Source organism: Rufibacter latericius (assembly GCF_003721515.1).
In the GTDB taxonomy this organism is placed as follows: domain Bacteria; phylum Bacteroidota; class Bacteroidia; order Cytophagales; family Hymenobacteraceae; genus Nibribacter; species Nibribacter latericius.
On the sequence record NZ_RJJD01000023.1, the window covers coordinates 255,725 to 281,932 of the forward strand.

General features: G+C 52.5%; 17 protein-coding genes. 12 read left to right on the forward strand and 5 right to left on the reverse strand.

The genetic code is table 11. The features are described 5' to 3' along the window. Positions 1-92: 92 nt before the first annotated feature. The 4 genes from EFB08_RS22710 to kduI form a co-directional block, all read right to left on the reverse strand. Complete coding sequence (locus tag EFB08_RS22710; protein WP_123129278.1) at positions 93-1,517, reverse strand: tagaturonate reductase; 1,425 nt, start codon at positions 1,515-1,517, stop codon at positions 93-95. Positions 1,518-1,717: 200 nt separating this feature from the next. Beyond that, entirely contained in the window at positions 1,718-2,761 is a 1,044-nt protein-coding gene (locus tag EFB08_RS22715) for a LacI family DNA-binding transcriptional regulator (RefSeq protein ID WP_123129399.1), read from the reverse strand. A 61-nt stretch (positions 2,762-2,822) separates the two neighbouring features. Beyond that, positions 2,823-3,611 carry a gluconate 5-dehydrogenase gene (locus tag EFB08_RS22720; protein ID WP_123129279.1) on the reverse strand — a complete coding sequence of 263 codons (789 nt, stop codon included), beginning with the start codon at positions 3,609-3,611 and terminating at the stop codon, positions 2,823-2,825. A gap of 6 nt (positions 3,612-3,617) precedes the next feature. Continuing rightward, positions 3,618-4,460: a 5-dehydro-4-deoxy-D-glucuronate isomerase gene (gene kduI / locus EFB08_RS22725; RefSeq protein ID WP_123129280.1), complete on the reverse strand. Its 843-nt coding sequence runs from the start codon at positions 4,458-4,460 to the stop codon at positions 3,618-3,620. 307 nt (positions 4,461-4,767) lie between these two features. Between kduI and EFB08_RS22730 the strand changes: the two genes are divergently transcribed. The 12 genes from EFB08_RS22730 (at position 4,768) to EFB08_RS22785 (ending at position 24,258) form a co-directional block, all read left to right on the forward strand. Further along, positions 4,768-8,031, forward strand: coding sequence for a SusC/RagA family TonB-linked outer membrane protein (locus EFB08_RS22730; protein ID WP_123129281.1), 3,264 nt, complete (start codon positions 4,768-4,770; stop codon positions 8,029-8,031). Positions 8,032-8,049: 18 nt separating this feature from the next. After that, on the forward strand, positions 8,050-9,891 hold the full coding sequence (locus EFB08_RS22735; protein ID WP_123129282.1) for a RagB/SusD family nutrient uptake outer membrane protein: 1,842 nt from the start codon (positions 8,050-8,052) through the stop codon (positions 9,889-9,891). Positions 9,892-9,931: 40 nt separating this feature from the next. Beyond that, complete coding sequence (locus EFB08_RS22740; protein ID WP_123129283.1) at positions 9,932-11,545, forward strand: DUF5123 domain-containing protein; 1,614 nt, start codon at positions 9,932-9,934, stop codon at positions 11,543-11,545. A 155-nt stretch (positions 11,546-11,700) separates the two neighbouring features. Beyond that, on the forward strand, positions 11,701-12,990 hold the full coding sequence (locus tag EFB08_RS22745) for a DUF4861 domain-containing protein (protein WP_123129284.1): 1,290 nt from the start codon (positions 11,701-11,703) through the stop codon (positions 12,988-12,990). Positions 12,991-13,285: 295 nt separating this feature from the next. After that, positions 13,286-14,698 (forward strand): pectate lyase family protein, encoded by a 1,413-nt coding sequence (locus tag EFB08_RS22750; RefSeq protein WP_227006445.1) that lies wholly within the window; start codon positions 13,286-13,288, stop codon positions 14,696-14,698. Between the two features lie 7 nt (positions 14,699-14,705). After that, positions 14,706-15,656 carry a pectinesterase family protein gene (locus EFB08_RS22755; protein WP_123129285.1) on the forward strand — a complete coding sequence of 317 codons (951 nt, stop codon included), beginning with the start codon at positions 14,706-14,708 and terminating at the stop codon, positions 15,654-15,656. A gap of 65 nt (positions 15,657-15,721) precedes the next feature. Next, complete coding sequence (locus tag EFB08_RS22760) at positions 15,722-16,954, forward strand: glycoside hydrolase family 88/105 protein (protein ID WP_123129286.1); 1,233 nt, start codon at positions 15,722-15,724, stop codon at positions 16,952-16,954. An 8-nt stretch (positions 16,955-16,962) separates the two neighbouring features. Continuing rightward, positions 16,963-17,940: a pectinesterase family protein gene (locus EFB08_RS22765; protein ID WP_123129287.1), complete on the forward strand. Its 978-nt coding sequence runs from the start codon at positions 16,963-16,965 to the stop codon at positions 17,938-17,940. A gap of 162 nt (positions 17,941-18,102) precedes the next feature. Next, the gene (locus EFB08_RS22770) at positions 18,103-19,797 is read left to right on the forward strand and encodes a FlgD immunoglobulin-like domain containing protein (RefSeq protein WP_165865003.1); all 1,695 of its coding nucleotides are present in this window, start codon (positions 18,103-18,105) and stop codon (positions 19,795-19,797) included. A gap of 36 nt (positions 19,798-19,833) precedes the next feature. Continuing rightward, positions 19,834-21,519, forward strand: coding sequence for a glycoside hydrolase family 43 protein (locus EFB08_RS22775; RefSeq protein WP_123129288.1), 1,686 nt, complete (start codon positions 19,834-19,836; stop codon positions 21,517-21,519). Positions 21,520-21,627: 108 nt separating this feature from the next. Continuing rightward, a complete protein-coding gene (locus tag EFB08_RS22780) occupies positions 21,628-23,388 on the forward strand; it encodes a glycoside hydrolase family 28 protein (protein WP_123129401.1) in 1,761 nt (586 codons plus the stop codon). Between the two features lie 78 nt (positions 23,389-23,466). Further along, positions 23,467-24,258 (forward strand): rhamnogalacturonan acetylesterase, encoded by a 792-nt coding sequence (locus EFB08_RS22785; RefSeq protein WP_123129402.1) that lies wholly within the window; start codon positions 23,467-23,469, stop codon positions 24,256-24,258. A gap of 96 nt (positions 24,259-24,354) precedes the next feature. Here the strand turns inward: EFB08_RS22785 and EFB08_RS22790 are convergent, their stop codons facing one another. Further along, on the reverse strand, positions 24,355-25,353 hold the full coding sequence (locus tag EFB08_RS22790; RefSeq protein WP_227006446.1) for an alpha/beta hydrolase: 999 nt from the start codon (positions 25,351-25,353) through the stop codon (positions 24,355-24,357). Positions 25,354-26,208: the final 855 nt, after the last annotated feature.

Here is a 26,208-nt window from a genome sequence, read left to right on the forward strand (position 1 = left end):
TCGGGGTAATTCGGTGAAAATAGCCTTAAAACAGACAGCTCCGCTACAGAAGCTGCCAGTTTTTTTATGGAAAGAGAAGGAAAAAGCTGTCTTTAGACAGTTCGCACGGCTTCTTTTTGTTGTAGTTGCGCCAGTTCCTCTGAAACCAGGGCTTGCAGACCTTCCACCTGGGTCAGGTCGGTTCCCCAGAATTCCAGGTTGGCCAGCACGGCCCGAACGGTTTCCTCAGAGGAGCTTTTCTGCCACGCCGAGGCGAAGAAGTCCAGCACCTCGGGAGTGTCGTTTACCGGCGTTGCCTCGCCGTTGTACTCGCCCTTGTAGAACAGAATCAAGGCCGCCAGCGAACGCAACAACCGCTGTGGTAACTGCCCTGTACGCTTCTGGTATTCCAGCACCGACGGCAGCACCCGCACCTTGTATTTGGACACGGAGTTAAGGGCGATGGATTGCAGCTCGTGGCGGATGAACGGGTTCTGGAAGCGCTCTATCACGTCATTGGCGAACTGGTGCAGCTCTTCGGCGGACAGGTCCAGGGTAGGGATGATTTCCTCAAAAATGGCTTCTTTGATGAATGTGCCGGCTTTTTCGTCTTCCACGGCTTCGCGCACGGTACGCAGACCTTGCAGGTAAGCAACCGGAACAAGCGCGGTGTGGGCACCGTTGAGGATGCGCACTTTGCGGGTTCTGTACGGCGTGAGATCGTCCACGAACTTCACCTGCAGTCCGGCTTGCTCCGTAGGGAACGCCTTCGCCACTGATTCTGGCGCCTCAATCACCCACAGGTGGAAGGGCTCGGCTTTCACCACCAGGTTGTCTTCATAGCCTAATTCCTGCTGAATATCTTTGATGGTATCTTTGGGGAAGCCCGGCACGATGCGGTCTACCAGCGTATTGCAGAAAATGGTGTCGTTCTGGATCCAATCGGCGAAATCGGTGGGCAGGTTCCAGTGCTTGGCAAACTGAAGTACCGTTTCGCGTAGGTTCTCGCCGTTTTTCTCAATCAGTTCGCAGGGGATGATGGTCAGGGCTTTGTCTTTGGCACCTGCAAAATGCGTGAAGCGGCGGTACAGCAGGGCGGTCAATTTGCCCGGGAAAGAATTGGGCGTGGTGTCAAAACCAGCATCTGAAGGGTCAAAGGCGATCCCAGCCTCAGTGGTGTTGGAGATCACCAACTCCAGGTCTGGGTTCTCGCCCAGTTGCAGGTACTGCTCGTAGGTGTCGTAAGGGCTAAGCGCGTTGCTCACACAGGTGATCAGGCGGTTTTCCTGCACGGTCTGGCCTTCCTGGATTCCCTCCAGCACCACATGGTACAAGCCGTCCTGCCCGTTGAGCAACTGGTAAATGCCTTTGTCCAGCGGCTGGATAATCTCTACCGCGCCATTGAAACCGGTTTTCTCGTTCAGGATATCGATGATCCAATCAACGAAACCGCGCAGGAAGTTTCCTTCGCCAAACTGGATTACTTTGGTGGGTCTGGTTTGGGTGATCTGGGCGGTGGTTCTGTTGAGTTGCTGCATACGCTTTTGGGTTAAATGGGGGAGAGAAACAAGTTCCTCTCCACTTTTTGCTTTGAAAGTCAGGAAGGGAAAGGGTCTTCCTTGATATGATATTGTGGTTTCAAGAACTTGCGGAGGCTGAACCCGGTCTTGCGTTTAGGAACTTTTTTTAGGAAAAAAGGCCCGAAAACACTTTTTGCCCGGCTTTCCGCCGAAGTCCTTTATTCTGGTTTATAGTCTTTCTTCAGGGAAGAGCCTCTGATGATGAGTTCTGGTTTGAGCACTGTTTTCTGAGGCACCAGTTTCTGGTCTGGGCCGGTTTTGAAGTGCTCAAAGAATAGCTCGGCGGTGATACGCCCCATAGTCAAACTGAACTGGTCTACCGTGGTGAGGGCCGGCTCAGAGAAAGAGGTAAACGGCTCGTTCCCAAAACCTGCCAGGGCAATCTGCTGCGGCACTTTGATTTTGCGTTCTTTCAGAACCTGCATAGCGCCCATGGCGCCGTAGTCTGAGGCCGAGAAAACCGCATCGGGTAGTTCTTTCAGTTTGAGCAGCTCTTCCATGCTGGTGCGGCCGTCTTCCAGTTGCAGGTTGCTTTTCACCACCAGTTCCTCATGGAAAGGCACGCCATTGTCACGAAGGGCATCCATGTAGCCACGAAGACGTTCCTTGAAGATGCTGACCTTTTTGGGGCTGGTGAAATGCGCGATGCGGCGGCAACCCTGCTGAATGAGGTGCTCCACCACTTTGTAGGCGCCCAGGTAATCGTCAATCATTACCTGGCTTACCTCCAGGGCATCGGTGGTGCGGTCAAACAAAACCAGCGGGATGCCTTTCTCCTGGGTGCGCTTGAAATGGTCAAAGTTCTCGGTGTTCTTGCCTATAGAGGCGATGATACCGTCCACCCTCGCGCTCAACAACGCGTCTATGGTTTGCACCTCTTTCTCGTAGTTGTCATACGACTGCGAGATGATGACTTTGTAATTCAGCTTGTTCGCGATCTCCTCAATGCCGCGCACCACCGAAGCGAAGAACGCCCTATCGGCGGTGGGCACGATGATGCCTATGATGTAGCTTTTCCCGTTCCGGAGGGCCGCGGCAATGTTGTTGGGCTGGTAATTCAGCTGTTTTGCCGCCTTCAATACCGCTTTCTTAGTCACCTCGCTGATGCGGGGATTATCGTTCAGCGCCCTTGAAACGGTTGAAGCGGTGATATTCAATTTCTCCGCAATGTGGTGAATGGTCACCTTTGGTTTATTGGCCATTTTATTAGTCGCCATGTAGGTAGGTCAAAATCTACAACACTTTTCCTTTTGTTGCTAAGCGTTACCGCTCATTGCTGGGTTTTCCGATGGTAGCCAGAATGCCGCCGTCTACATATACAATCTGCCCATTCACAAAGTCACTGGCTTTGCTGGCTAAAAAGATGGTGGCGCCCGCCAGATCCTCTGGATTACCCCAGCGCCCGGCCGGGGTCCGGTGGATGATGAATTCATTGAACGGATGCCCGTCTACCCGGATGGGAGCGGTCTGGTCCGTGGCAAAATAACCCGGCCCTATGCCGTTCACCTGCACGTTGTATTTGGCCCACTCGGTGGCCAGGTTCTTGGTGAGCATCTTCAGGCCGCCTTTGGCCGCTGCGTAGGCCGAGACCGTGTCGCGGCCCAGTTCGCTCATCATGGAGCAGATGTTGATGATCTTGCCAGCCCGGCGCTCCACCATGTATTTGCCCACCGTTTTGGACATGATGAACGGACCGGTCAAGTCCACGTCCAGTACTTTTCTGAAATCGGCTACCTCCATCTCCAGGGCGGGTGTCCGCTGAATCATACCGGCGTTGTTCACCAGAATAGCAATAGGGCCAACTTCCTGCTCAATGCGCGCGATGTTCTCTTTAGCTGCGGTTTCATCCGTCACGTCAAACAGATAGCCTTTCACGTCCAGTCCCTCTTGCTGGTACTGCTCTAGGGCGCGTTCCATTTTCTGGGGCGTATTGCCGTTCACCACCGGGGTGGCGCCTGCTTTGCCCAAGGCCGTGGCCATGGCCATTCCCAGGCCGTGGGTGGCGCCGGTTACTAATGCTACTTTGCCGGTTAAATCAAATAAATGGGTCATAAACGGCTATTTCAGTTCGGTGGTGGCTACTTTGTCCATGTCGTTGTAATCTAGGTTCTCTCCTGCCATGCCCCAGATAAAGGTATAGTTGGAGGTTCCGGCGCCGCTATGGATAGACCAGGGCGGCGAGATGATGGCCTGCTGGTTCTGCACCCACAGGTGGCGCGTCTCCTGCGGCTCGCCCATGAAGTGGCACACCGACTGGTCCTCGGGTAACTCAAAATAGAAGTAGGCTTCCATGCGACGGTCATGGGTGTGGGCCGGCATGGTGTTCCAGACGCTGCCCGTTTTCAGTTCGGTGATGCCCATCTGCAGTTGGCAGGTCTCCACCACGGAGTTGATCAACACCTTCCGGATGGTGCGGGCATTGGCGGTTTCCAGGGAGCCTAGTTCCACGGTTTCGGCTTCGTTGAGCTGTACCTTCTTCGTAGGAAAGGTGTGGTGCGCCGGGGCGGAGTTGAAATAGAAGCGGGTGTCGGCACCGTTAGGCGCCGGGTGGAACAGGACTTCCTTCACGCCCTTGCCTATATATAAAGCCTCTTTGTTCTTTACCGTAATCTCCTCGCCGTCTACCGTGACGGTGCTATCTGCCGAAACGTTGATGATGCCTATCTCACGGCGGTCCAGGAAATTCTCTGAGCGCAGGGTAGGGAAGGTGTCTAGCCGTACCGGTCCGTTCACCGGGTGCACGCCGCCAATAATCAACCGGTCATATAAAGTATAGGTCAGCTGAATGGTGTCTTCCTGGAAAAGGTTTTCGATCAGGAAATGCTCGCGCAGTTTTTGGGTGTCGTAGCCTTTGAAATCCTGCGGGTGAATGGCGTGCCGGGTGGATTGGGGAACGGTCATATATTTGGGGTGAAAGGTGTAATCGTTTGCGCAAATTACGAATTTATCAATCTGTTACCCTATGTTAAGCAGGAAAAATATTCAGGGAGCAGGCGCGTAGGAGTTTCAATGCATTGCTAATTTAATAAAAATATGTTAAACCACTAGCGTTTTTAGGGGTGTTTTTATAAAAATGCCAAAAAAACAGGTTTATTTTTTGGGTTTGATGTCAATAAATAGTAAATATGCAATCGGTTGCGCAGTTTAAAGCTGCTTAGCCTTGCTGCTTCGTATTCCTATCCTTGTTATCAAAATCTAAAATTCACCTATGTCACAAGCATTACTAAAGAAGAGTCGGTATCTGCTGGTACTTTCTTTGTTCTTCACCACGATAGTAAGTGCCTTTGCCCAAACGGTAACCATTACCGGTAAAGTCACCGATGAGAAGAAGGAAGGGTTGCCCGGAGTGACCGTGCTCCTGAAAGGCACCACCACCGCCAACGCCACTGATGTGAATGGCGGTTTCTCCTTGGCCGTGCCCGGTGGCACCGGTACTTTGGTGTTCTCCTACATTGGTTTCGTGTCGCAGGAAGTGCCTATCAATGGCAGGACCTCGCTTAATGTCACCCTGATGTCTGACTCCAAAGCCATTGAGGAAGTAGTGGTGGTGGGGTACGGGACGGTGACCAGGAAAGAACTGACAGGTTCTGTGGCTTCGGTGACCTCAAAAGATATCCAGGACATTCCGGTGAGTACGGCCGCAGAAGCGCTGGCCGGTAGATTGGCCGGGGTGCAGGTGACTTCCACCGAAGGCCAACCCGGTGCTGAGATCCAGGTGCGGGTGCGCGGAGGCGGATCGCTCACGCAGGACAACTCTCCCTTGTATATAGTAGACGGTATTCAGATGGAAAATGCCTTGTCTATCATCTCCCCCCAGGAAATTGAATCAATAGACGTTTTGAAAGATGCCGCTTCTACCTCCATTTATGGAGCCAGGGGAGCCAATGGCGTGGTGATTATCACTACCAAAGGCGGTAGAGAGCAGAAAACCCAGGTGACCTACAATGGCTATGCCGGGGTTAGACGCATTGTAAACCAACTGGATGTGATGAACCCGTATGACTACGCCTTGTACCAGTACGAGTCGTACAATCTGTTCAGCAACACCAATGATGAAAGCCGGGCTTCTTTCAGAGATCGCTATGGCAGATGGGAAGATTTGGATATCTACAAGTCTATGCCCACCACCAACTGGCAGGAAAAAGTGTTTGGAAGAGATGCCTTCAGCCAGACGCATGTGTTGGGAATTTCCGGAGGCTCAAAGGAGACTTCCTTCAACTTTACCCTCAACCACGCCGATGAAAACGGCATCATGATTAACTCCGGCTACGAGAGAACGCTGGCCTCTTTCAAGTTTGACCATAAAGTTTCTGATAGGTTCAAGGTAGGGTTAACCACCCGGTATAGCCGCCAGCGGGTAGATGGGGTAGGTACCTCCAGTACTGGTTCACAAAGCAATAACAGATTACGGAACTCGGTGCGCTACCGGCCATTTTTAGGGCCTGGTTTCGAGAATCAGGTAGATGAGTTTGACGTGGAATACGCCAGCAGCACTCAATTAACCAGCCCGGTACTTTTGGCCAACAGTGAAGTGAGACGTGATTACCGCAATGACATCATTGTAAACGGCCATTTCAGCTATGACATCCTCAAGAATCTTACCTTCAGAAGCGTGGTAGGGATAAACGCCCTCGATAGAAAAACCAATACGTTCAGTGGCCCAGTGACGGCCCTGGCCAGACAAAACGCTGACATGCCAGTAGTAGACATGACGGCGGGTGAAGCCTTCTCTCTGACCAATTCCAATACCTTAACCTATAAGGCCAAAGTAGGGACAGACCATAACCTTGATTTCCTTTTAGGCCATGAGGTAGTGCAATGGGACAGTAAGAGCAGAGGTACCCGCACCAGATGGTTGCCGTCTGATATCTCGCCAGACCAGGCATTTGCAGGTATCCAGAAAGCAACCGCGCCAGCCGGCCTGATCCAGGATAACCCTACTACGGCAGAGTCGGGAACCCGTTTATTATCCTTTTTCGGAAGAGCGGGCTATAACTACAAGGGCAAATACTTTGCTAATTTCAACCTCAGACGTGACGGATCTTCCCTGTTTGCCGATGGCAACCGGTACGGTACTTTCCCTTCTGCGTCTTTGATGTGGCGCGTAGCCGATGAAGCCTTCATGGAGCCTTTTCAGGGCTGGTTGAGTGACCTGAAAGTTCGTCTAAGCGTGGGCTCTGTAGGAAACAACCGGATTGGGGTGGATTTGTACAGAACCATGTACACCGCCAGTTCCAACGAAGGGTACGCTTTTACAGAATCCATTACCCCGGGTTACGTTGCTCCTACGCTGGCCAACCCCTACCTGATATGGGAATCCACTCTGTCCAAAAACGTGGGTGTGGACTTTGCCTTGTTCAACAACCGCCTGACGGGTTCAGTGGACGCTTACCAGAACAGAACCAGAGACTTGCTTTTAGAGGCTACCATCCCGCAGACCAGCGGGTATAGAACCCAGCTTCAGAACATAGGCGAGACCGAAAACAAAGGAATTGAACTCCAGTTGAGCGGCGTTGTGGTGGACAAAGGAGATTTCAGATGGAATGCCAATTTCAACATCGCCTTAAACCGGAATAAGATTGTGAGCCTGGGTCTTGATCCATCGGGCCAGCCCAAGAGTTCTTACCTGGTGCAGTCTGGCTGGGTAAATGCTCTTGAAGACTTCAAAGTGGAAGTGGGTCAGCCGGTAGGCCAGTTTTATGGCTATGTGACAGATGGCTACTATACCGTAGATGATTTCAATACTACTTACAACGAAGCTACCCAAACTTGGACCTATGTGCTGAAAGAAGGGATTGCGAACAGTTCCAGCGTGGCGCTTGGTAACAGACAGCCACAACCCGGCGATTTGAAACTGAAAGACCTTACTGACAATAACAACTCTCTGATCTCTACTGCAGACCGTACGGTTATTGGCAATGCCCAACCAAAATTCACCGGTGGTTTCAACCAGCAGTTCTCTTACAAAGGGTTTGACCTGAGTGTTTTCATGGTTTTTTCCTATGGCAACAAGGTGTACAACGCAAACAAAATGGAGTTCACCACCCAGTACACCACCAGAGACAACAACATGCTGGCCCTCATGAATGACCGTTTCAAGCTGTATGATGAAAACGGGCAAATGGTTTCTGACCCTGAGAAACTCAGAGCATTGAACGCAAACGCCAAATACTGGAGACCATCTTTGGGTAACTACTTCACGCATTCTTTCGCCATAGAAGACGGATCATTCCTTAGAATAAGCAATTTGACCCTGGGCTACAGCATTCCGGAATCCTTCCTGAAAAGAACCAGAGTCATTTCTAAGCTGAGAGTTTACGGCACGGTGAATAACCTGTACACCTTCACCAAATACACAGGGTATGACCCTGAGGCCAACACCAGAAGAAATTCCCCTCTTACGCCTGGCGTAGACTATGCCGCTTATCCGCGCAGCAGGTACATTCTGGGTGGTATTAATGTTACTTTCTAATTCTTGAGAAGAACAGCAATGAAAAGAAATATCTTAAAAAGTTTTATCATACCCCTTACCATTGGTGGTTTGGTGGCAATCAGCTCTTGTGATGATTACCTGGAGGTACAGAATCCGTCCACGCTCTCCCAAGATGCCATTTTCAGTAGTCTGGCTTTTACAGAATCTGCTATCACCGGCGTTTATAACCAGTTGCCCGGTGATGATGGGTATGGAAGCCGCATTTCCACGCTCTTCCCAAACGGGTCAGATGACTTTAAAATGGGGGGAGACCATGACCCTATTGCCCGGGGCGGTATTTCCCATTTTGGGGTAAGCCCAGGGTTCACAGATTTGGAGAATCCGTTTCTACAGCTGTACAGAGGAATTGAAAGAGCGAACATCTGTATCAAATACATTCCGCTTTCTGCCCTCTATACCAGCGGAACTGCTTCTGAGCAGGCAGCCATGCGCCGGTTTTACGGAGAAGCGCTTACCCTAAGAGCCCAGTTTTACCATGAACTGATCAGGAACTGGGGAGATGTACCGGCCCCGTTTGAGCCATCGGCTGATTCGCCTGACCTTTTCCTGCCCAAGACCAACCAGGATGAAATCTATGACAAACTACTCGCTGACCTAGCCACCGCCGCGGAACTGGTTCCGTGGAGATCAGAGTCTGGTTCGCCTACCACCAGGGTAACCAAAGGTGCTGTGAAAGGCCTGCGCGCCAGAATTGCCCTGGCCCGTGGTGGGTACGCCTTAAGGAGACAGAGCGGGGTAGTGGAGCGTCGTGCCAACTACAAAGACTTCTATCAGATTGCCAGAGCCGAGGCTTGGGATGTGATCCAAAGCAAGCAGCACGCCCTGAACCCCAGCTACGAGAACGTATTCAGAAGCCTGCACGGGAACGGCGTGACAGACGCTACCTATGAGCACATCTGGCAAGTAGGCGCCTTCGGGGGAAATGCCAGAACAGACACTAAACTGGGGTTTGGCAATGGGCCAAGAATTGCCGAAGCCAGCACGTATGGCCGGGCGAATGGCCTGTCAGAAGCGGTTCCTACCTACTTCTATGAATTTGATTCCATCGGTGATTCCAGAAGAGACGTGACACTAGCGTATTTTCAGGTAGATACCAAAGCCAACAATGACAATAAGTTGCTGACTACTCCCCTATTAATGAGGGAAGGAAAGTTCAGGAAATACTGGACCAGTATTGGCGGTACAAATCAAACCCTGGGCATCAACTGGCCGCTCATCCGCTACGCCGATGTCCTTTTGATTTTTGCCGAGGCAGAAAACGAACTGAACGGACCTACCCCAGAGGCGAAATCCGCCCTGGAGGAAGTAAGAAAAAGAGCTTTCCTGGATGATCATGAAGATAGAATGCCTGAGACGCCTTCCTCTAAAGAAGATTTCTTCAAAGCCCTGGTGCAGGAGCGTTACCTGGAGTTCGGTGGCGAAGGCGTGCGCAAGTATGACCTTATCCGTTGGGATCTGCTGGAAACCAGAATCAATGAAGTGAGAGCAGACTTACGGGCCATGATGACGGGTACCGGGCGTTACGCCAACGTGCCCCAGTATGTCTTCTACAAGCCAACCCCGTTGTTGGGGCCAAGAGCCACAGCCCGGGAGGAAATGCTGGATTACAATCTGTTTGGCGGCAAGGTGAACAAAGTGATGTACGAACCATCTACTACCACTACCGCGCCTGATGGCTATACCAGAATCAGTTGGGGAGCCGCCATCACCGAAGCGCATATCACCGGGCCAACCAGAGGTTTTGCAAGCCAATTCAAAAAGAACCACTCTGAGTTGCTGCCCATCTTCAACGGGGTGATAAGTCAAAACTATAGACTAACCCAGGACTACGGATACTAGAGGTAGCCTTACTTGACAGAACTTAAGAAAAGAAACACACATGAAAAAGTTTAGATCAACGTTTTCTCTCTGGTTTGCCGCATTGTTTCTGTTGGGGATAGGTGGTTTGTCTGCCTGTAACCCAGATGATGAAGAGGAGCAAAGCGAACTCTCCCGCATGTTTATGCCCACGGGCGTTATCGGCTCAACCACCGGAGAAACCCAGGTAAGGCTTTCCTGGAAACCATCTCTTTATGCCACTGGTACCATTACCTATACTGTAGAGGTAGCAGCAGATACCTTGTTTGCGACTCCCGTTATTTATACCGGGGTAACAGATACCGCCTCCATCGTGCTGACGGATGATCAGATTCCGACCAAGCAGAAATTCTTCGCCCGGGTAAAAACCAACGGTCAGGAAAATACGCCGGAGTCTAAATGGTTGGTGAGCAATGGCTTTTCTATCAGGGGGGTGCAGGCTTTTACAAACGTTCCCGTGAACTCCGCTGATGTAACTGACCGGTCTGTGCGGTTACGTTTTACCCCTAGAGAAGGAATCACCAGAATTGTGGTTACGCCCATGGGTGGAACGGCACAGGAGATAACCTTATCTGCCTCTGATCTTGCCGCAGGTTTCTATATAGCGGATAACCTCACCGGCGGAACAAACTACAACGCAGAGATTTTTGCCGGGACCAAGAGCTACGGAATCACAACCTTCCAGACCAAACAACCCCTTTCCGGCAATATCATCGACCTGAGAGGAATAACAGGGAGACCTGCTGTTTTGCAGGATACCATTACCCAGATTGAGAACGGAAGCACCATTATCCTGAAAAGAGGGCAGACCTATACCATTGCCGCCGCTACCAACCTGAGTAAATCGGTGACCATTACCAGTGGCTCAGACCTGACGGAGCCAAACCCGGCGACCATCTACTTTACCAGCAACTTTGGGGTTGTGGCAGGAAGCTCCATTGACCACATCATCATCAAGGATGTTAACCTGACGGGCTCTGACGCCACCGCGAAGTATGTCTTCAACATCAATACGGCCTCTACTATTGGTACGGTGACGTTTGACAACGTAAAGGCTAGTATGTTCAGAGGCTTTTTCAGGCTGCAAACCCAACCTACTACTATCACTACCTTAACCTTAAATAACAGTGTCATTGACAGCATTGGAGGCTTCGGGGTGGTGAATGTTGATTTGCCAACCAGTCAGATTCAAAACATCCTGATCACTAATTCCACCATCTCCAAAGCCGAGAAAGTCATTAGCAGCAAAAACAATTCAACCTCGGTACTATTTGAGAATGTAACGGTGAACGAATCACCTTCTTTAGGAAACTATCTGGTGGATTACTCCACCTCAGGCGCTAACAATGTGACCAACGGAGTTAAAATCAGGAATACTATTTTAGGTATAGGAAAGGCAGGTAACCAAGGGATAAAAGGAGTAAGAGCCGGAACCAGTACTTTGGTGGAGGTTGCCAATAGCTTCAGCACGGCAGACTATATGCTGGCGCCTACGAGCAACTTCGCTATACCTGGATTAACTGCCTACTCAGCTACTTCGCTTGCCTTGTGGCAGAATCCTAAAAACGGTGATTTCCATTTCAGAGACGCCGCCTTCCCTGGCAAAGACACTTCCGGTGACCCGCGTTGGAGATAAGCTAAAATGTAAATGATCGGGGAAGCCAATGTAAGTGGTATTTCCGATCACTTTTCATAAAAACACCTCCAAAAGGGATATCCCCTGAACCAATATTCTGCCAGATACTCCAGGCATCTGCTTAAGTCTAACTTACCTTCTTTACCGCTGTAACTATGTTCAAACAATATCTAACCTGGAAGACCGGAGTGCTGGGCATGATGCTCCTTTTGAACGCTGGCTGCTCCTCCGGTCAGAAAGCCGCTTCCTCTGAATTCCCCAATTCCTTTACTGTGGAAGTTTCCAACCCCTTGAAGCGGGAGCGGGAGAGTGTGCTGGTGATGATCAAGGAAGAAGATTTACCCAGAAAAGGTGCTGCCTTCAACCGGAATGCTTTCATAGTGACAGACGGAAAAACCGAGATTCCTAGCCAATACAACAGCAAAGACGCCCATAACAAAGGAATTGCGCTGGTGCTGGACCAGATGGCGGCGGGTGAAACCCGAAAACTGACGGTGAGTTACAATCCGCAGGGTTCCAACCCACGCACCTACACCAAACGCACCCAAGCCGAATTGTCCAAGAAAGTAGGCGGACGCTGGGAAAACCGGAAATACATTGGCGGCGATTTCCAGAACATTGACTCCCTTCGGGTACCTTCAGAGTTGACTGATCATTCGTACTATCTCCGCTACGAGGGGCCAGGTTGGGAGTCTGACAAAGTAGGCTACCGCTTCTATCTGGACTGGCGCAATGCCGTGGATGTGTTCGGGAAACGGACACCCCAGATGGCACTGCAAAAAGCCGGACTAGATAATTACGACTCGTACCACAACATGCAGGAGTGGGGCATGGACGTTCTCAAAGTAGGGAAAGCCTTGGGGGTAGGAACCCTGGCTATGTATGACAACGGCAAAGCCGTACGCGTAGAGAAAACCGACAGCACCTACAGCAAGATCACCCAGAACGGGCCGGTGTACTCTTCCATCCTCACCGATTATTACGGCTGGCAAGTGGCTGGCCAAAAGCTGAACGCGCACTCTCAACTGAGTATCCACGCGGGCACCAGAATGACCCACCATCAACTAAGGCTGGAAGGCGGAAACCCTCAGAACATTGCCACCGGGCTTATCAAAGACAAAGCGGCCAAACTGGTCAGCGATAAGGGCGAGACGGGCAAGCGCTACGGCTACATGTACACCTACGGCAAGCAGACCCTGAACTCCCCACCAGACAACATCGGCATTGCGGTGCTGTTTGACCTTAAGGATTTCATCACTTTCTCAGATGATCCCTTGAGCCATGTGGTACAACTGAAACCATCCAACGGAAGAGCCAACTACTACTTCCTGGCAGCTTGGGAACTGGAACCGAACGGCATCAAAACCGAAGAACAGTTCCGCGATTACATCATCAGAACCGCTGAGGAACTTGCTAATCCGGTGAAAGTGAAAGTGTCGAAGTAAGCCGGGCTTAGCACCAGGCTCTCTCCTGTCATCCTTAATGGATCTTGTGGGCGAGCTAGAATGGCTTTTTTTAAAATGCTACTACCGATTGCTACCAAGATCCTTTCAGGATGACAAAGGGTAGGTTTTACTCAGTAGAGCCACGTACCGGGAAGAAAGCTTCCTGACCATACATGAACCAAGCATTTAGTGGCTTTTTTTGAAAAAAAGGCCAGAAACCAAAAGGCTTAAGGCTCTGAAAGTAAAAGTAAAACACAGGGTTGGACGAGGAGAGGACTTTAGTAAAAAGAATTACATGAAATACAGAAACAACATTTTGACAAGTACCTGCTTCGGACTGGCTTTCCAGATGGTGTCTTTATCGGGTTGTGCCCAGAAAGTAGCCTCCGGCCCAAATGTCCAGGTGGAAAATCATTCCGCTTCCGGTTCGTCCATTGACGAGACAGCCCAGGTTCTGGCTTTTCCCGGGGCCGAAGGATTTGGCAAGTTTACCACGGGCGGACGCGGCGGCAAGGTGCTGGTTGTTTCCAATCTGAATGACGATGGTCCGGGCAGCTTCCGCGAGGCCATCCGCAAGAAAGGTCCGCGGACCATTGTGTTCTCCGTATCGGGGAACATTGAGTTGCAGGCCCCGCTAGACATCAATAACGGAGATCTGACCATTGCCGGGCAATCGGCACCGGGCGAGGGCATCACCCTGAAAAACTACCAGGTCAGCATTAAAGCCGATAACGTGATTGTGCGCTACCTGCGGTTCCGGATGGGGGACGAGAAAGGCCAGCAGTCTGATGCGTTCGGGGCGAACCGCGGCAACAGCAACATCGTGATTGACCATTGCTCCATGAGCTGGGCCACCGATGAGTGCGCGTCTTTCTACCGCAACAAGAACTTCACCCTGCAGTGGTGCATCATCGCTGAAGCCTTGAACCACTCAGTGCATGAGAAAGGAGACCACGGGTACGGCGGCATCTGGGGAGGCGAAGGTGCTTCGTTCCACCACAACCTCATCGCCAGCAACAACAGCCGCAACCCGCGTTTCTCGGGCTCCAGCTCCACGCCTAACTCCCCTGATGAATTGGTAGACTTCACCAATAATGTGATCTATAACTGGGGCTTCAACAGCATTTACGGCGGCGAAAAAGGCCGCTACAACCTAGTGAATAACTACTTCAAATCGGGTCCGGCCACGCAGACTTCCCGGAAAAACCGCATTGTGAACCCTTCCCAGCCGTACGGCAAGTTCTATGTGAACGGCAACCACGTGGAGGGCTTCCCGCAGGTGACTAAAGACAACTGGGCCGGCGGCGTGCAGTGCGACCATCCGGATTCCACCAAAGCGGCATCAGCGTTTCAGGTGCTGAACACTTCTACCCAACCAGCCCAGGCCGCATACGAGGCCGTGCTAGCCCAAGCTGGTGCCAGCTTTAAACGTGATGCCGTGGATGCCCGCATTGTGGCCGAGGTACGCAGCGGAAAATCGGCCAGCGGCAAGAAAGGCACCGGCATCATTGACTCGCAGAAAGACGTGGGTGGTTTCCCGCAGTTGAAATCAGCCGCTGCGCCCGAGGACAAAGACCAGGACGGCATGCCCGATGCCTGGGAGCGCACCCAGAAACTGGACAGCAGCAACGCCGCCGATGCCGTGGCGCACACCCTCAACAAGCAATACACCAATTTGGAAGTGTACTTAAACAGCCTGGTAAAATAGCACGGTTATGAAAAAGTGGCTTGGTTTTCTTCTGATTTACGTTTTGGCGGTGTTTTCCGCAAAGGCGCAGCAAAAGCGCATAGTAGTGGCCCAGGACGGCAGCGGCGACCACCCCACCATCCAAGGTGCGTTGGATGCCATTCCGGCGTTCCCCAATGACCGCATTGAGATTCACATAAAAAACGGCACCTACCGGGAGAAACTGGTGGTCTCTTCCTGGAAAACCCGGATCTCCTTCATCGGCGAGGACCGTGACAAAACCATCATCGTCTGGAACGATTACTCCGGCAAAGGCAAAATCAACACGTTCACGTCTTACACCGTTTTGGTGCAGGGAAATGAATTCCGGGCCGAAAACCTGACCTTTCAGAACGATGCCGGTCCGGTGGGGCAAGCGGTAGCCTTGCACGTAGAGGCCGACCGTTGCGTGTTCAAGAACTGCCGTATTCTGGGCGACCAGGACACCCTGTACGCCGGGGTTGACAACAGCCGCCAGTACTACGTGAACTGCTACATTGAAGGCACCACCGATTTCATCTTCGGGCCGGCCACCGCGGTTTTTGAGAACTGCACCATCCACTGCAAAAAGAACTCCTACATCACCGCCGCCTCCACGCCGCAGAACCAGCCCTACGGCTTCGTGTTCCTTAACTGCAAAATCACCACTGCCGCTCCCGAGGCCACCAAAGTGTACCTGGGCCGTCCATGGCGGCCGTACGCGCAGACGGTTTTCCTCAACACGGAGCTGGGCACGCACATCTTGCCAGAGGGCTGGCACAACTGGAACAAACCAGACGCCGAGAAAACCGCCCTGTACGCCGAGTACAAATCCACCGGGCCAGGCGCCGCTGCTGAGAAACGGGTAGCTTGGTCTAAGCAACTTTCCAGAAAAGAAGCCAAAAAATACAAGCCGGAACTGATCCTAGCCGGTGATGACAAATGGAACCCCACGAAATGAGTTTCAGGCTCGTTTTCTAAGAAACTGCTCTAAAACACCCTAATAAGATTTAGCCCGAAAATCCCATGAAGCTCGCCCAATACGCCCTCCTTGCTTTCACCATGTTAACAATGGCCTGCCGCTCCGGCGAGACGGCCTCGTCCAGCGCCGAGCCCGCTGCTTCTCCCGCCGGCAAACCGTATTCCGTCTGGATGGCCGATTCTGAGATGAAACGGAGTCCGCAAGGCTGGATGATCGATTTCCGGCCAGAGCCGAAGTGGGACTACACGCAGGGGCTTTTCGCGAGTGCGCTGGAGCGGGTCTGGAAACGAACCGGCGACCAGAAGTACTTCACCTACATCAAGGCCTTCGCCGATACCATGATCACCGCCGATGGCCAGATCAAAACCTACAAGAAAACCGACTACAACATTGACCGCGTAAACCCGGGCAAGTTCCTGATCGCGTTGTACAAAGAAACTGGTCAACAGAAATACAAGATCGCCATTGACGAGCTGCGCGACCAGATGCGCACTCACCCTAGAACCTCGGAGGGCGGCTTCTGGCACAAGAAAATCTACCCGCACCAGATGTGGTTGGACGGTTTGTACATGGCCACCCCATTTCTGGCTCAGTACGCCACTGAGTTCAACGAGCCCGCTCTGTTTGACGATGTGGCCAAGCAGATCATCCTGATTGACAAACACACCTGGGACGAGAAAAAAGGCCTGTTCTACCATGCCTGGGACGAAAAAAAGGAGCAGAAGTGGGCAGATCCGGTGACCGGTTTATCGCCGAACGTGTGGGGCCGTGCCATGGGCTGGCTTTCCATGGCCTTGGTAGACGCGTTGGATTACCTGCCGCAGAACCATCCGCAGCGCGGCGAGGTGTTGCGTGTGACCAAAAAAATGGCACAGGCCATTGCCCAGTACCAAGACCCAAAAACCGGTCTGTGGTGGCAAGTGGTAGACCAGGGCGGACGCGAAGGCAACTACCGCGAGGCCTCGGTTTCCAGCATGTTCACGTACTTTCTGGTGAAGGCCACCAAAAAAGGCTACATTGATCAGAAGTACATGGAAGATGCCCGCCAAGGCTACAATGGTCTGTTGGAGAACCTCATCAAGAAAAACGAGGACGGTTCCATCAGCATCACCGAGGTGTGCGCTGTGGCCGGTCTGGGCGGAACCCCGTATCGTGACGGAACATACGAGTACTACATCAACGAGCAGAAGCGCGACAACGATCCCAAAGCCGTTTCGCCGTTCATCATGGCCTCGCTGGAGTTTGAAGAAATGGGCAAAGCCTCGGCCCTTAAATAAGCATTCGCATGAACCTGAGAAAACCTTCCCTGTTACTCGTTTTCCTGTTCGGCGTCCTTGTTACGCAGGCGCAGAAGTATGACTTTGTGGTAGCCAAAGACGGCAGCGGCACCTTCAAGACGGTGCAGGAAGCCATCAACGCCGTGCCCGATTTCCGTAAGAACGTCACCTCCATTTACATCAAGAACGGCACTTACAAAGAGAAGTTGACGTTGGCCAGCACCAAGACGGCGGTGCGCATGATAGGCGAGGACGTGAAGAAAACCATCCTCACCTTTGACGATTACGCGGCCAAGAAAAACCGCTTTGGGGAGGAGATGGGCACCACTGGGTCCACCAGTTTCTTTGTGTACGGCGATGATTTCACCGCCGAGAACATCACCTTTGAGAACTCCTCGGGGCCGGTAGGGCAGGCCGTGGCCGTGCGCGTGGACGGAGACAAGGTCATGTTCCAGAACTGCCGCTTCTTGGGTTTCCAGGACACCCTGTACCCGCACGGCGAGAAGAGCCGTCAGTACTACAAGAACTGCTACATTGAGGGCACCACGGACTTTATCTTCGGGTGGTCCACGGCGGTATTTGAGAACTGCGAGATCTTCAGTAAAAAAGGCGGAAACTTTGTTACGGCCGCCTCCACGCTGGAAGGCGCGCCGTATGGGTTTGTGTTCCTGAACTGTCGCCTCACCGGCGATGCCCCTGAGAAGTCTTACTACCTGGGCCGTCCCTGGAGACCCTTCGCCAAGACTGTGTTCATCAATACGTATTTAGGCAAGCACATCAAACCAGAAGGTTGGCACAACTGGAGCAAACCCGAAGCCGAGAAACAGGTGCTCTACGCCGAGTACAACTCCACCGGTCCGGGCGCTTCCAAGAAGGAGCGGGTAGCTTGGTCCAAACAACTGACGGAGCAGGAGGCGCAGCAGTACACTTTGAAAAACATCTTCGGGGACTGGACTCCCGGGCAACTAATCACCGCTAATAAATAGGTAAGGAAGCACCTGTATACTGATGCAGGGATGAAGGGCGATTTTGAAGGGTACTTAGGTGCAAACGATTGCATTTACGTTTTTGGGCTATTTTGAAGAAATCGCCTAGAAAACGACTTACGGAACTACAACGCACATCTTCCCCTAAAAAGAGGTAAAACGATGGTAAAAAAGCTAATCACATTGGCCCTGTTCGGGTGTCTTGGAGGTTCTCTGCAGGCCCAGCAACTGGCTTTCCCCGGCGCCGAGGGGTTTGGTCGCTACGCCACTGGCGGAAGGGGAGGAGCTGTGCTGGAGGTCACCAACCTGAACGACTCGGGGCCGGGTAGCTTGCGAGCCGCTATTAATGCCTCGGGCGCCAGAACGGTAGTGTTCCGGGTGTCCGGGACCATTGCGCTGGGCTCTAACCTTACCATCAGGAACCCCAACATCACCATTGCCGGCCAGACCGCGCCCGGCGACGGCATTGCCATTAAGAACTACCCGGTGAGCGTGGACGCTGATAATGTGATTGTGCGCTACCTTCGGTTCCGGATGGGCGATGAGGCGCAGCAGGAAGGCGATGCGTTTGGGGGCCGTTTTCACAAAAACATCATCATAGACCATTGCTCCATGAGCTGGTCCACGGATGAGTGTTTGTCATTCTACGCAAATGAGAATTTCACGCTGCAGTGGTGTATTATCTCAGAGAGTCTCCGCAACTCGGCCCACGCCAAAGGGGCGCACGGCTACGGCGGCATCTGGGGTGGCAAGAACGCCTCGTTCCACCATAACCTCATGGCGCACCATGACAGCCGCAACCCGCGGCTGGGCGAGGAAGCAGGCAAGGCCTTCGCCCTCACGGATTTGGTGGATGTGCGCAACAACTTGTTCTACAACTGGGGCAACAACAGCATCTACGGGGGCGAAGCCATGAACGTGAACATCGTCAACAACTACTACAAACCCGGTCCGGCTACCGTTAAAAAAGAGCGCATCTTCTCCATCGATAAAAACAAGAACGAAGGCACCGAGGTCTATGACATCTGGGGCAAGTTCTACATTGACGGGAATTTTGTGGAGGGCAGCACCCGCGCCACCAATGACAACTGGACTTACGGCGTGTTCAATCAGTTCCATAGCAGCTATGGCACCGTCTCAGAGGCTGATAAAACCGCCATGCGCCGCACCGAACCCCTGCCCATCCAGAACAACGTCACCAAGCATACGGCGCAGGAAGCCTACGAACTGGTTTTGAACAAAGCCGGTGCCTCCCTGAAACGCGATGCCGTGGATACCCGCATCATCAACACCGTGCGTACCAAAAGCTTCACCGCCGCGGGCTCCAACGGCAGTACCAACGGGATCATCGACAGCCAGAACGATGTAGGCGGCTGGCCTACGCTGGCCTCTCTGCCCGCTCTGGAGGACACCGACAAAGACGGCATGCCCAACGCCTGGGAAACCGCCAAAGGCCTGAACCCCAGGAACGCCGATGACCGAAACGGCGACCTGAACAACGACGGCTACACCAACCTGGAGGAATACCTGAAAAGCCTGGTGTCTACCGGCAACCTGACCAGCTCTCCCGAGGGCAAAAAGACTGGTTCCACCAGTCTGCACCCCAACCCGTTTTCAGCCTCTACCAAAGTGGCCTTCACAGCGAAGCAAAAAGGCAAGGCCATGGTGAAAGTGACCAACGCAGAAGGCAAAGTGGTGGCTACTTTGCTCAACGGTCCCGTGGCTTCGGGTGCCCACACCTTGAACTGGGGCGGCACGGACCAAAAGGGGAGCCGATTGCCCAGCGGCATGTACTATATTTTGGTACAGATTGGAAATGAAAAAGAAACGAAGCGAGTGGCGCTTCTAAGTGATTAATCAAGCTGTACCTTGCGGTACTTAACACCTAAGCAAATGTCCCCTAAAAAACAGCTAGCCCTTGGTTTACTTCTCCTGTTGGGCGCTTGCCAGAGCGAGAAAGCGCGTACCTCCTTATCGGTTTCCAACACCAGTGTCTCGGGTGGCAGCGTGGCGGCTCCGGCCGGTTATGTTTCCAAGGTTTGGGTGGCAGACAAAGGCGACGGCACTTTCCAGAACCCCGTTTTAGACGCTGACTACTCTGACCCTGATGTGGTGCGTGTGGGCGATGACTACTACATGACCTCGTCCAGCTTCAGCTCCATTCCCGGGCTGCAGATCCTGCATTCTAAGGATCTGGTGAACTGGCAGATCATCGGGTACGCCATTGACCGTTTGCCGCCGTATCAGCATTTCGCCAAACCGCAGCACGGCAACGGCGTGTGGGCCCCGGCTATCCGGCACCACAAAGGCGAGTTCTACATTTACTGGGGCGATCCAGATTTCGGGATCTATATGGTGAAAACCAAGAATCCTGCGGGCCGCTGGGAGGCTCCGGTGCTAGTGATGGAAGGCAAAGGCTTGATTGATTCCTGTCCGCTGTGGGACGAAGACGGCAATGCCTACCTGGTGCACGGCTGGGCCGGAAGCCGGGCCGGCGTGAAGAGCATGCTCACCGTGAACCGCATGAACCCCGAGGGCACCAAGGTGCTGGACGAGGGCGTGATGGTCTTCGATGGCCACGATGCACACCCCACCGTAGAAGGCCCTAAGTTCTACAAGCGTAACGGCTACTACTACATTATGGCGCCAGCCGGCGGCGTGGCCACGGGCTGGCAACTGGTGCTTCGGTCTAAAAACGTGTACGGCCCCTACGAGGAGAAAATAGTCATGGACCAGGGCAAGACGCCCATCAACGGTCCGCACCAGGGCGCCTGGGTAGACACAAAGACCGGCGAGGACTGGTTCTTCCATTTCCAGGACAAGGAAGCCTACGGCCGCGTGGTGCACTTGCAGCCCATGAAGTGGGTGAACGATTGGCCCGTGATCGGCGAGGACCCGGACGGTGACGGCAAAGGCCAGCCGGTGCTCACCTATAAAAAACCGAACGTAGGCAAAACGTACCCCATCGTGACGCCCGCCGAGTCTGATGAGTTTGACAGCCATCTGCTGGGCCTGCAATGGCAGTGGCACGCGAATCCGAAGGCCACCTGGGCTTTCGCCTCGAACAAAGGCCACCTGCGCCTCTTCACCGATCAGATGCCCGAGGGCGGCAAAAACCTTTGGGATGTGCCTAATCTACTGCTCCAGAAATTCCCCGCCGAGAACTTCACGGTAACGGCCAAACTCAAGTTCACGCCCAACCCCAAACTGCAGAACGAGCGCACCGGCCTGGTGGTAATGGGCATGGACTACGGCTATGTGTCCATAGTGAACAGAAAAGACGGAATGTACCTGACCTACAACACCGCCCTCAAAGCCGACAAAGGCACGCCAGAAAAAGAGCAGATTCTGGGAAAACTGACCGGAAACGAAGTGCAGTTCCGGGTGCAGGTGAGCAAGGGCGCCAAGTGCCAGTTCAGCTACTCAGAAGACGGCCAGACCTTCAAAAACGCGGGCACACCGTTCACCGCCGTTCCCGGCAAGTGGATCGGCGCCAAGGTGGGCCTGTTCGCCGTCCGCGAGGATAAAACCAACGACTCCGGCTACGCCGATTACGATTGGTTCAGAGTGACCAAGTAGGAGAGAGGGACTGTTTTGGGGCTGTTTTCCCTAAAATGCGCTGAAAACGAAATGCAGCAAGCTCCTCTGCGGAGCCATCAACAGAAGTTAAAGAGTAAACATACCATCATGAAGAATGTAGCAAAGAGCAGGTTTTTATTGGCCTTGGGACTGGCGAGCGCGTTTCAGTTCTCCTGCCAACGTCAATCCTCCGCCCCGGCGGCCAGTGTCCCCGCAGCCCCCGCCGAGACCACTACCGGCCGTAATTTCTCCAGCGCTAGCGTACCCGCTACCATTTACGAGGGCATTGAGTTTGACATGCCCAAAGTGAAAGAAACCAAGTTCCCCAACTACAGCGTACCCATCACCAAGTACGGGGCAGTGGGCGACGGCATCACCAAAAACACGCAGGCTTTTGAACAGGCCATTAATGACGTGGCAGCCAAGGGCGGAGGGCACGTGATCATTCCGCGCGGACTGTGGCTTACCGGCCCCATCGTCCTGAAAAGCAACATCGATCTGCATGCCGAGGCCGGGGCCATGGTGGTTTTCAGCCGTGACTTTGACGATTACCCGGTGGTGAAAACCAGCTTTGAGGGCCTGGACACGTATCGGTGCCAATCGCCTATTTCTGGCAACAACTTGGAGAATGTGGCCATTACCGGCGAGGGTACCTTTGACGGAAACGGCGATGCCTGGCGTCCGGTGAAAAAAAGCAAACTCACTTCGGCGCAGTGGAAAGAACTCACCAAAACCGGTGTGCTCAACCCGAAAGGCGACATGTGGTACCCCACCGAAAAAGCCTTGAAAGGCGATACCCAGGGCAGCAACTTCAACGTGCCGGATCTGAAAACCAAGGAGCAGTTTGAAGCCGTCAAAGATTACCTGCGCCCCGTGATGCTGAGCCTGGTGAACTGCAAAACGGTCTTGCTGGACGGGCCCACCTTCCAAAACTCACCGGCCTGGAACCTGCACCCGCTCATGTGCCAGGACATCATCCTCCGGAACCTGAACGTACGCAACCCCTGGTACTCGCAGAACGGCGATGGTCTGGATCTGGAGTCCTGCAAGAATGCACTGATCTATAACAATACCTTTGACGTAGGCGATGACGCCATCTGTTTCAAATCTGGGAAAGATGCCGATGGCCGGAAGCGGGGAGTGCCCACCGAGAACGTGATCGTGAAAAACAACGTGGTGTACCACGGCCACGGCGGTTTTGTGGTGGGTAGTGAGATGAGCGGCGGCGTGAAGAACGTGCACGTCTCTAACTGTACCTTCATGGGCACCGACATCGGCCTGCGGTTCAAGAGCACGCGCGGACGCGGCGGTGTGGTGGAGAACATATGGATCTCCAACATAGACATGATCAACATCCCTACGCAGGCCATCAGCTTCAACCTGTTCTACGGCGGAAACTCACCGGTGCTGGAAGAAGACCAACGCGCCTCAGACGAGGCCCGCGTAGAGAAACTGTTGCCCGTAACCGAAGAAACGCCCTCGTTCAAAAACATCTGGATGCGGAACATCACCGTCTCCGGCGCTGATGAAGCCGTGGCTTTGCAAGGCCTGCCAGAGATGAACCTGCAGAACGTGAACATTGAGAACTCCTACCTGAAGGCCCGAAGAGGGATCTCGGCGGTAGATGCCTCCGGTATCTCCCTCAAGAATTTGAAAGTGATCACGGAGAAAGGCCCGGCCCTGACCATCTACAACAGCAAAGACATCAATGTGCAGGGGCTTACCTTTAACCAGACCAAAGAACCGGCGGTGAAAGTGATGGGACCCTTGACCAAGAACGTGAAGCTCAATAATAAAGACTTTACCAGCGCCGCTACCCAGATTTCCAAAGGGAAAGACTTGGGAAAAACGGCGGTTTCCATGCAATAATCAAGCATTGAAAAAGGGTATGTGCAGCGTGCTTTTTTCATGCCCTTTTCGCAAAAACAGCTTAAAAACAGAACCTACATGCTGAGAAGATTATACCTCGTTCTTTTCCTGGTGGGCTGCGTGGCGGCCATGTCGTTTGCCCCTTTCAAGAAGAACATCGTGCGCGTGTACCTCATCGGCGATTCTACCGTTGCCGACTATTCTGACTACGATGGCGAAGATTACCTGAACAAGCGTTATCCGGTCATGGGCTGGGGACAGGTTTTCAAGCCGTTTTTAACGAAAGACAGCTTAACTAAAGTAAAGCACCTCATCAAGGGAGATAGCGTCATCCTGCTGGACAAAGCCCGGGGCGGCCGCAGCACGCGTACGTTCTTTGAGGAAGGCCGCTGGGCCGCTGTCTACAAAGACCTGAAGAAGAACGATGTGGTCATGATCCAATTCGGCCACAACGATGCGGCGGTAGACAAATCAGAACGCTACGTGAATATCCAGGGCTACAAAGAATTCCTGCGCCTGTACGTGAGCCAGACCCGCGAGAAAGGCGCGATCCCCATTCTGCTTACGCCCGTTACCCGCAACTATCCTTGGAAAGACGGAAAAATCGGGAACGTGCACGGCGAGTACCCGCAGGCAGTGAAAGACGTGTCCAAAGAGCTGAACGTGCCTCTGATAGATTTGCAGCAGCTTTCCATAGATTCCTTCTCCCAGAAAGGAGAGGAGTTTGTAACTAATACTTACTTCATGAACCTGCCCGCCGGCAAATACAAAAACTACCCCGAGGGGCAGAAAGACAACACACACTTCCAGCCCGATGGTGCCAAAGAAGTAGCCCGCCTGGTGTTTGAAGGAATGAAGGGCTTGAAGTAAAAGAACGGTTGTAAGTTCACAGTAATCTTAAAAGCGAATCGGGGCTGTTTTCTAGAAAACAGCCCCGATTCGCTTTTCTTATTTTCAGGAACCAAGCTAGGCCTTTTTCTTAGGCGCATACACCTTCTTCAGGAAGTTGTCAATGTACTTCACCATCGGCTCAAACCAGGGGTCGAAGAGGGGGAAGGTGTGCGGGGAATCAGGGAAGGTGTGCACCTCTGAGTAGATTTGGTGCTTGTCCAGGATCTTGCGGAAATCGTCGCGGCCGGCGTGCATGCGGTCTACGGAACTGTTGATGAACAGGAAGGGCGGAGCGGTAGGACCCACCTGGTTCAAGGGCGAGGCTTCCTCCCACAGGGCGATCTTCTCCTTCTTAGGATACCCAAACCAGTACGTAGCAGCCGAGATGCCTTTGGCGTCATTTCCTTCGCCTGACTCGGGGTGCACAAAGGAAAGCGTTCCGTCAATGTCTACCACGGCCTGCACCTGACTGGATACTTTGGAAAGGCAATTTTCCCCTTCAAAGATTGGGTACTTGTTGGTGGCCCCCAGAAGCGCTGCCAATTGTCCGCCTGCCGAAAAACCGAGGGCTGTGATTTTGGCCGTGTCCAGGTTGAACTGCTTCGCGTTGGCCCGTACCCAGCGCACCGCCGATTTCAGGTCATGCACCGCAGCAGGGTAGAGGGCTTCGGTAGACAGGCGGTACTCCACGGTAAAACAGGCGTAACCCAGATCGGCCAGGCGTTGGGCCAAGGGAATATGCTGTTCGCGGTTTCCGCTGCGCCAACCGCCCCCATGAATAAGCAGAATGGCCGGAGTGGGAGCCTTGGTTTTCTTCTTCGGGTAAAAAGCGTCTAAGGCCAGGTCTCGGTTCCCAACGCGGCAATACTTGATGTCCCGTTTCTCTTGCACCGTGGACAGTTTGAATTCCTCTACCAATTTAAGATTCGCGTTGGGGTGGTATTTCTTGACCTGACGGTAAGCACCCGGGTTGGAGAAGGAAGTATCGCGTACTCCGGTCAGGCCGGTGGTCATTTGGGCCATGGCTGAACTTGCCGTAAAAAACAGCAGGAAGCCGAAGAGATGTTTTTTCATGCGCAGGTTCATTTTGTATGGTTGGAGGTTAGTAACGGGTAAGGTGAGCGTTCGCCCATCTTACCTTGGTAAAAGGTCTTCTTAAAATGGAGTACAAAGAAAGAATAGAAAAGTGCCAGGCCCGTTTTTAGTGGTGTTTTTTGAAAACAAGCCTCAAAACTTCTTTCCCCTTCCATGACTATCCGGTTTTCTTGCTTCTTTCTGGAGGGTAATACTTCCCGGTTGAAAAGCATATGGGTCTTCAGGTATATATTTCCTTATGTTAAACTAAGATGTGTAAACGTTTGCACTAAAAATAGGGATAGCTCCAATTTTGCGCATAAGATAAGTACTTGGAATACTATTCCAAGTGGCAATTTTAATGCTCCTTCTATAAACATAATGTCTAATGTAATGAATATATGCCAAATAAACGCTTGTTTAAAAACGATGATTTAAAATTTAAGAAAAAGCTTGTGATTATTTTATAAAATTACTATCTATGCAATCGATTGTACAACATAACGCCCTTAACAGGTTAAGTTCCCAATCGTTTGTTAGCCTCCATGTCTCAGGTAGAGCGCAGGAATTACTTTTTTCCTGACTGGGTAGAGAAGAAGTTGGAGGAAGACAATCCTAGTAAAAGCATCAAATCGACTTTAATCCCTGGCAAACGCATAGTGCAGAGTCGTCCGGCCAGTTAGTACCCGCAGATACAAACACCTTTGTATAACCCGCTGTAGCTTCCATAGCTCTCGTCGATAATTTGATCACCACGCTTAAAAGCCTCTTTCTTGGCTTTGTAGTAAAAGTTCAGGCGTTAATGCAAGATGTTCCTCTTAAGGAAATTTAGGCAGGTACGTGAGAATACCCATC

Excerpts from the sequence above, each read along its gene's own strand:
- EFB08_RS22710 (WP_123129278.1), bottom strand. The coding sequence starts at position 1,517 with ATGCAGCAACTCAACAGAACCACCGCCCAGATCACCCAAACCAGACCC.
- EFB08_RS22715 (WP_123129399.1), bottom strand. The coding sequence starts at position 2,761 with ATGGCCAATAAACCAAAGGTGACCATTCACCACATTGCGGAGAAATTG.
- EFB08_RS22720 (WP_123129279.1), bottom strand. The coding sequence starts at position 3,611 with ATGACCCATTTATTTGATTTAACCGGCAAAGTAGCATTAGTAACCGGC.
- kduI (WP_123129280.1), bottom strand. The coding sequence starts at position 4,460 with ATGACCGTTCCCCAATCCACCCGGCACGCCATTCACCCGCAGGATTTC.
- EFB08_RS22730 (WP_123129281.1), top strand. The coding sequence starts at position 4,768 with ATGTCACAAGCATTACTAAAGAAGAGTCGGTATCTGCTGGTACTTTCT.
- EFB08_RS22735 (WP_123129282.1), top strand. The coding sequence starts at position 8,050 with ATGAAAAGAAATATCTTAAAAAGTTTTATCATACCCCTTACCATTGGT.
- EFB08_RS22740 (WP_123129283.1), top strand. The coding sequence starts at position 9,932 with ATGAAAAAGTTTAGATCAACGTTTTCTCTCTGGTTTGCCGCATTGTTT.
- EFB08_RS22745 (WP_123129284.1), top strand. The coding sequence starts at position 11,701 with ATGTTCAAACAATATCTAACCTGGAAGACCGGAGTGCTGGGCATGATG.
- EFB08_RS22750 (WP_227006445.1), top strand. The coding sequence starts at position 13,286 with ATGAAATACAGAAACAACATTTTGACAAGTACCTGCTTCGGACTGGCT.
- EFB08_RS22755 (WP_123129285.1), top strand. The coding sequence starts at position 14,706 with ATGAAAAAGTGGCTTGGTTTTCTTCTGATTTACGTTTTGGCGGTGTTT.
- EFB08_RS22760 (WP_123129286.1), top strand. The coding sequence starts at position 15,722 with ATGAAGCTCGCCCAATACGCCCTCCTTGCTTTCACCATGTTAACAATG.
- EFB08_RS22765 (WP_123129287.1), top strand. The coding sequence starts at position 16,963 with ATGAACCTGAGAAAACCTTCCCTGTTACTCGTTTTCCTGTTCGGCGTC.
- EFB08_RS22770 (WP_165865003.1), top strand. The coding sequence starts at position 18,103 with ATGGTAAAAAAGCTAATCACATTGGCCCTGTTCGGGTGTCTTGGAGGT.
- EFB08_RS22775 (WP_123129288.1), top strand. The coding sequence starts at position 19,834 with ATGTCCCCTAAAAAACAGCTAGCCCTTGGTTTACTTCTCCTGTTGGGC.
- EFB08_RS22780 (WP_123129401.1), top strand. The coding sequence starts at position 21,628 with ATGAAGAATGTAGCAAAGAGCAGGTTTTTATTGGCCTTGGGACTGGCG.
- EFB08_RS22785 (WP_123129402.1), top strand. The coding sequence starts at position 23,467 with ATGCTGAGAAGATTATACCTCGTTCTTTTCCTGGTGGGCTGCGTGGCG.
- EFB08_RS22790 (WP_227006446.1), bottom strand. The coding sequence starts at position 25,353 with ATGAAAAAACATCTCTTCGGCTTCCTGCTGTTTTTTACGGCAAGTTCA.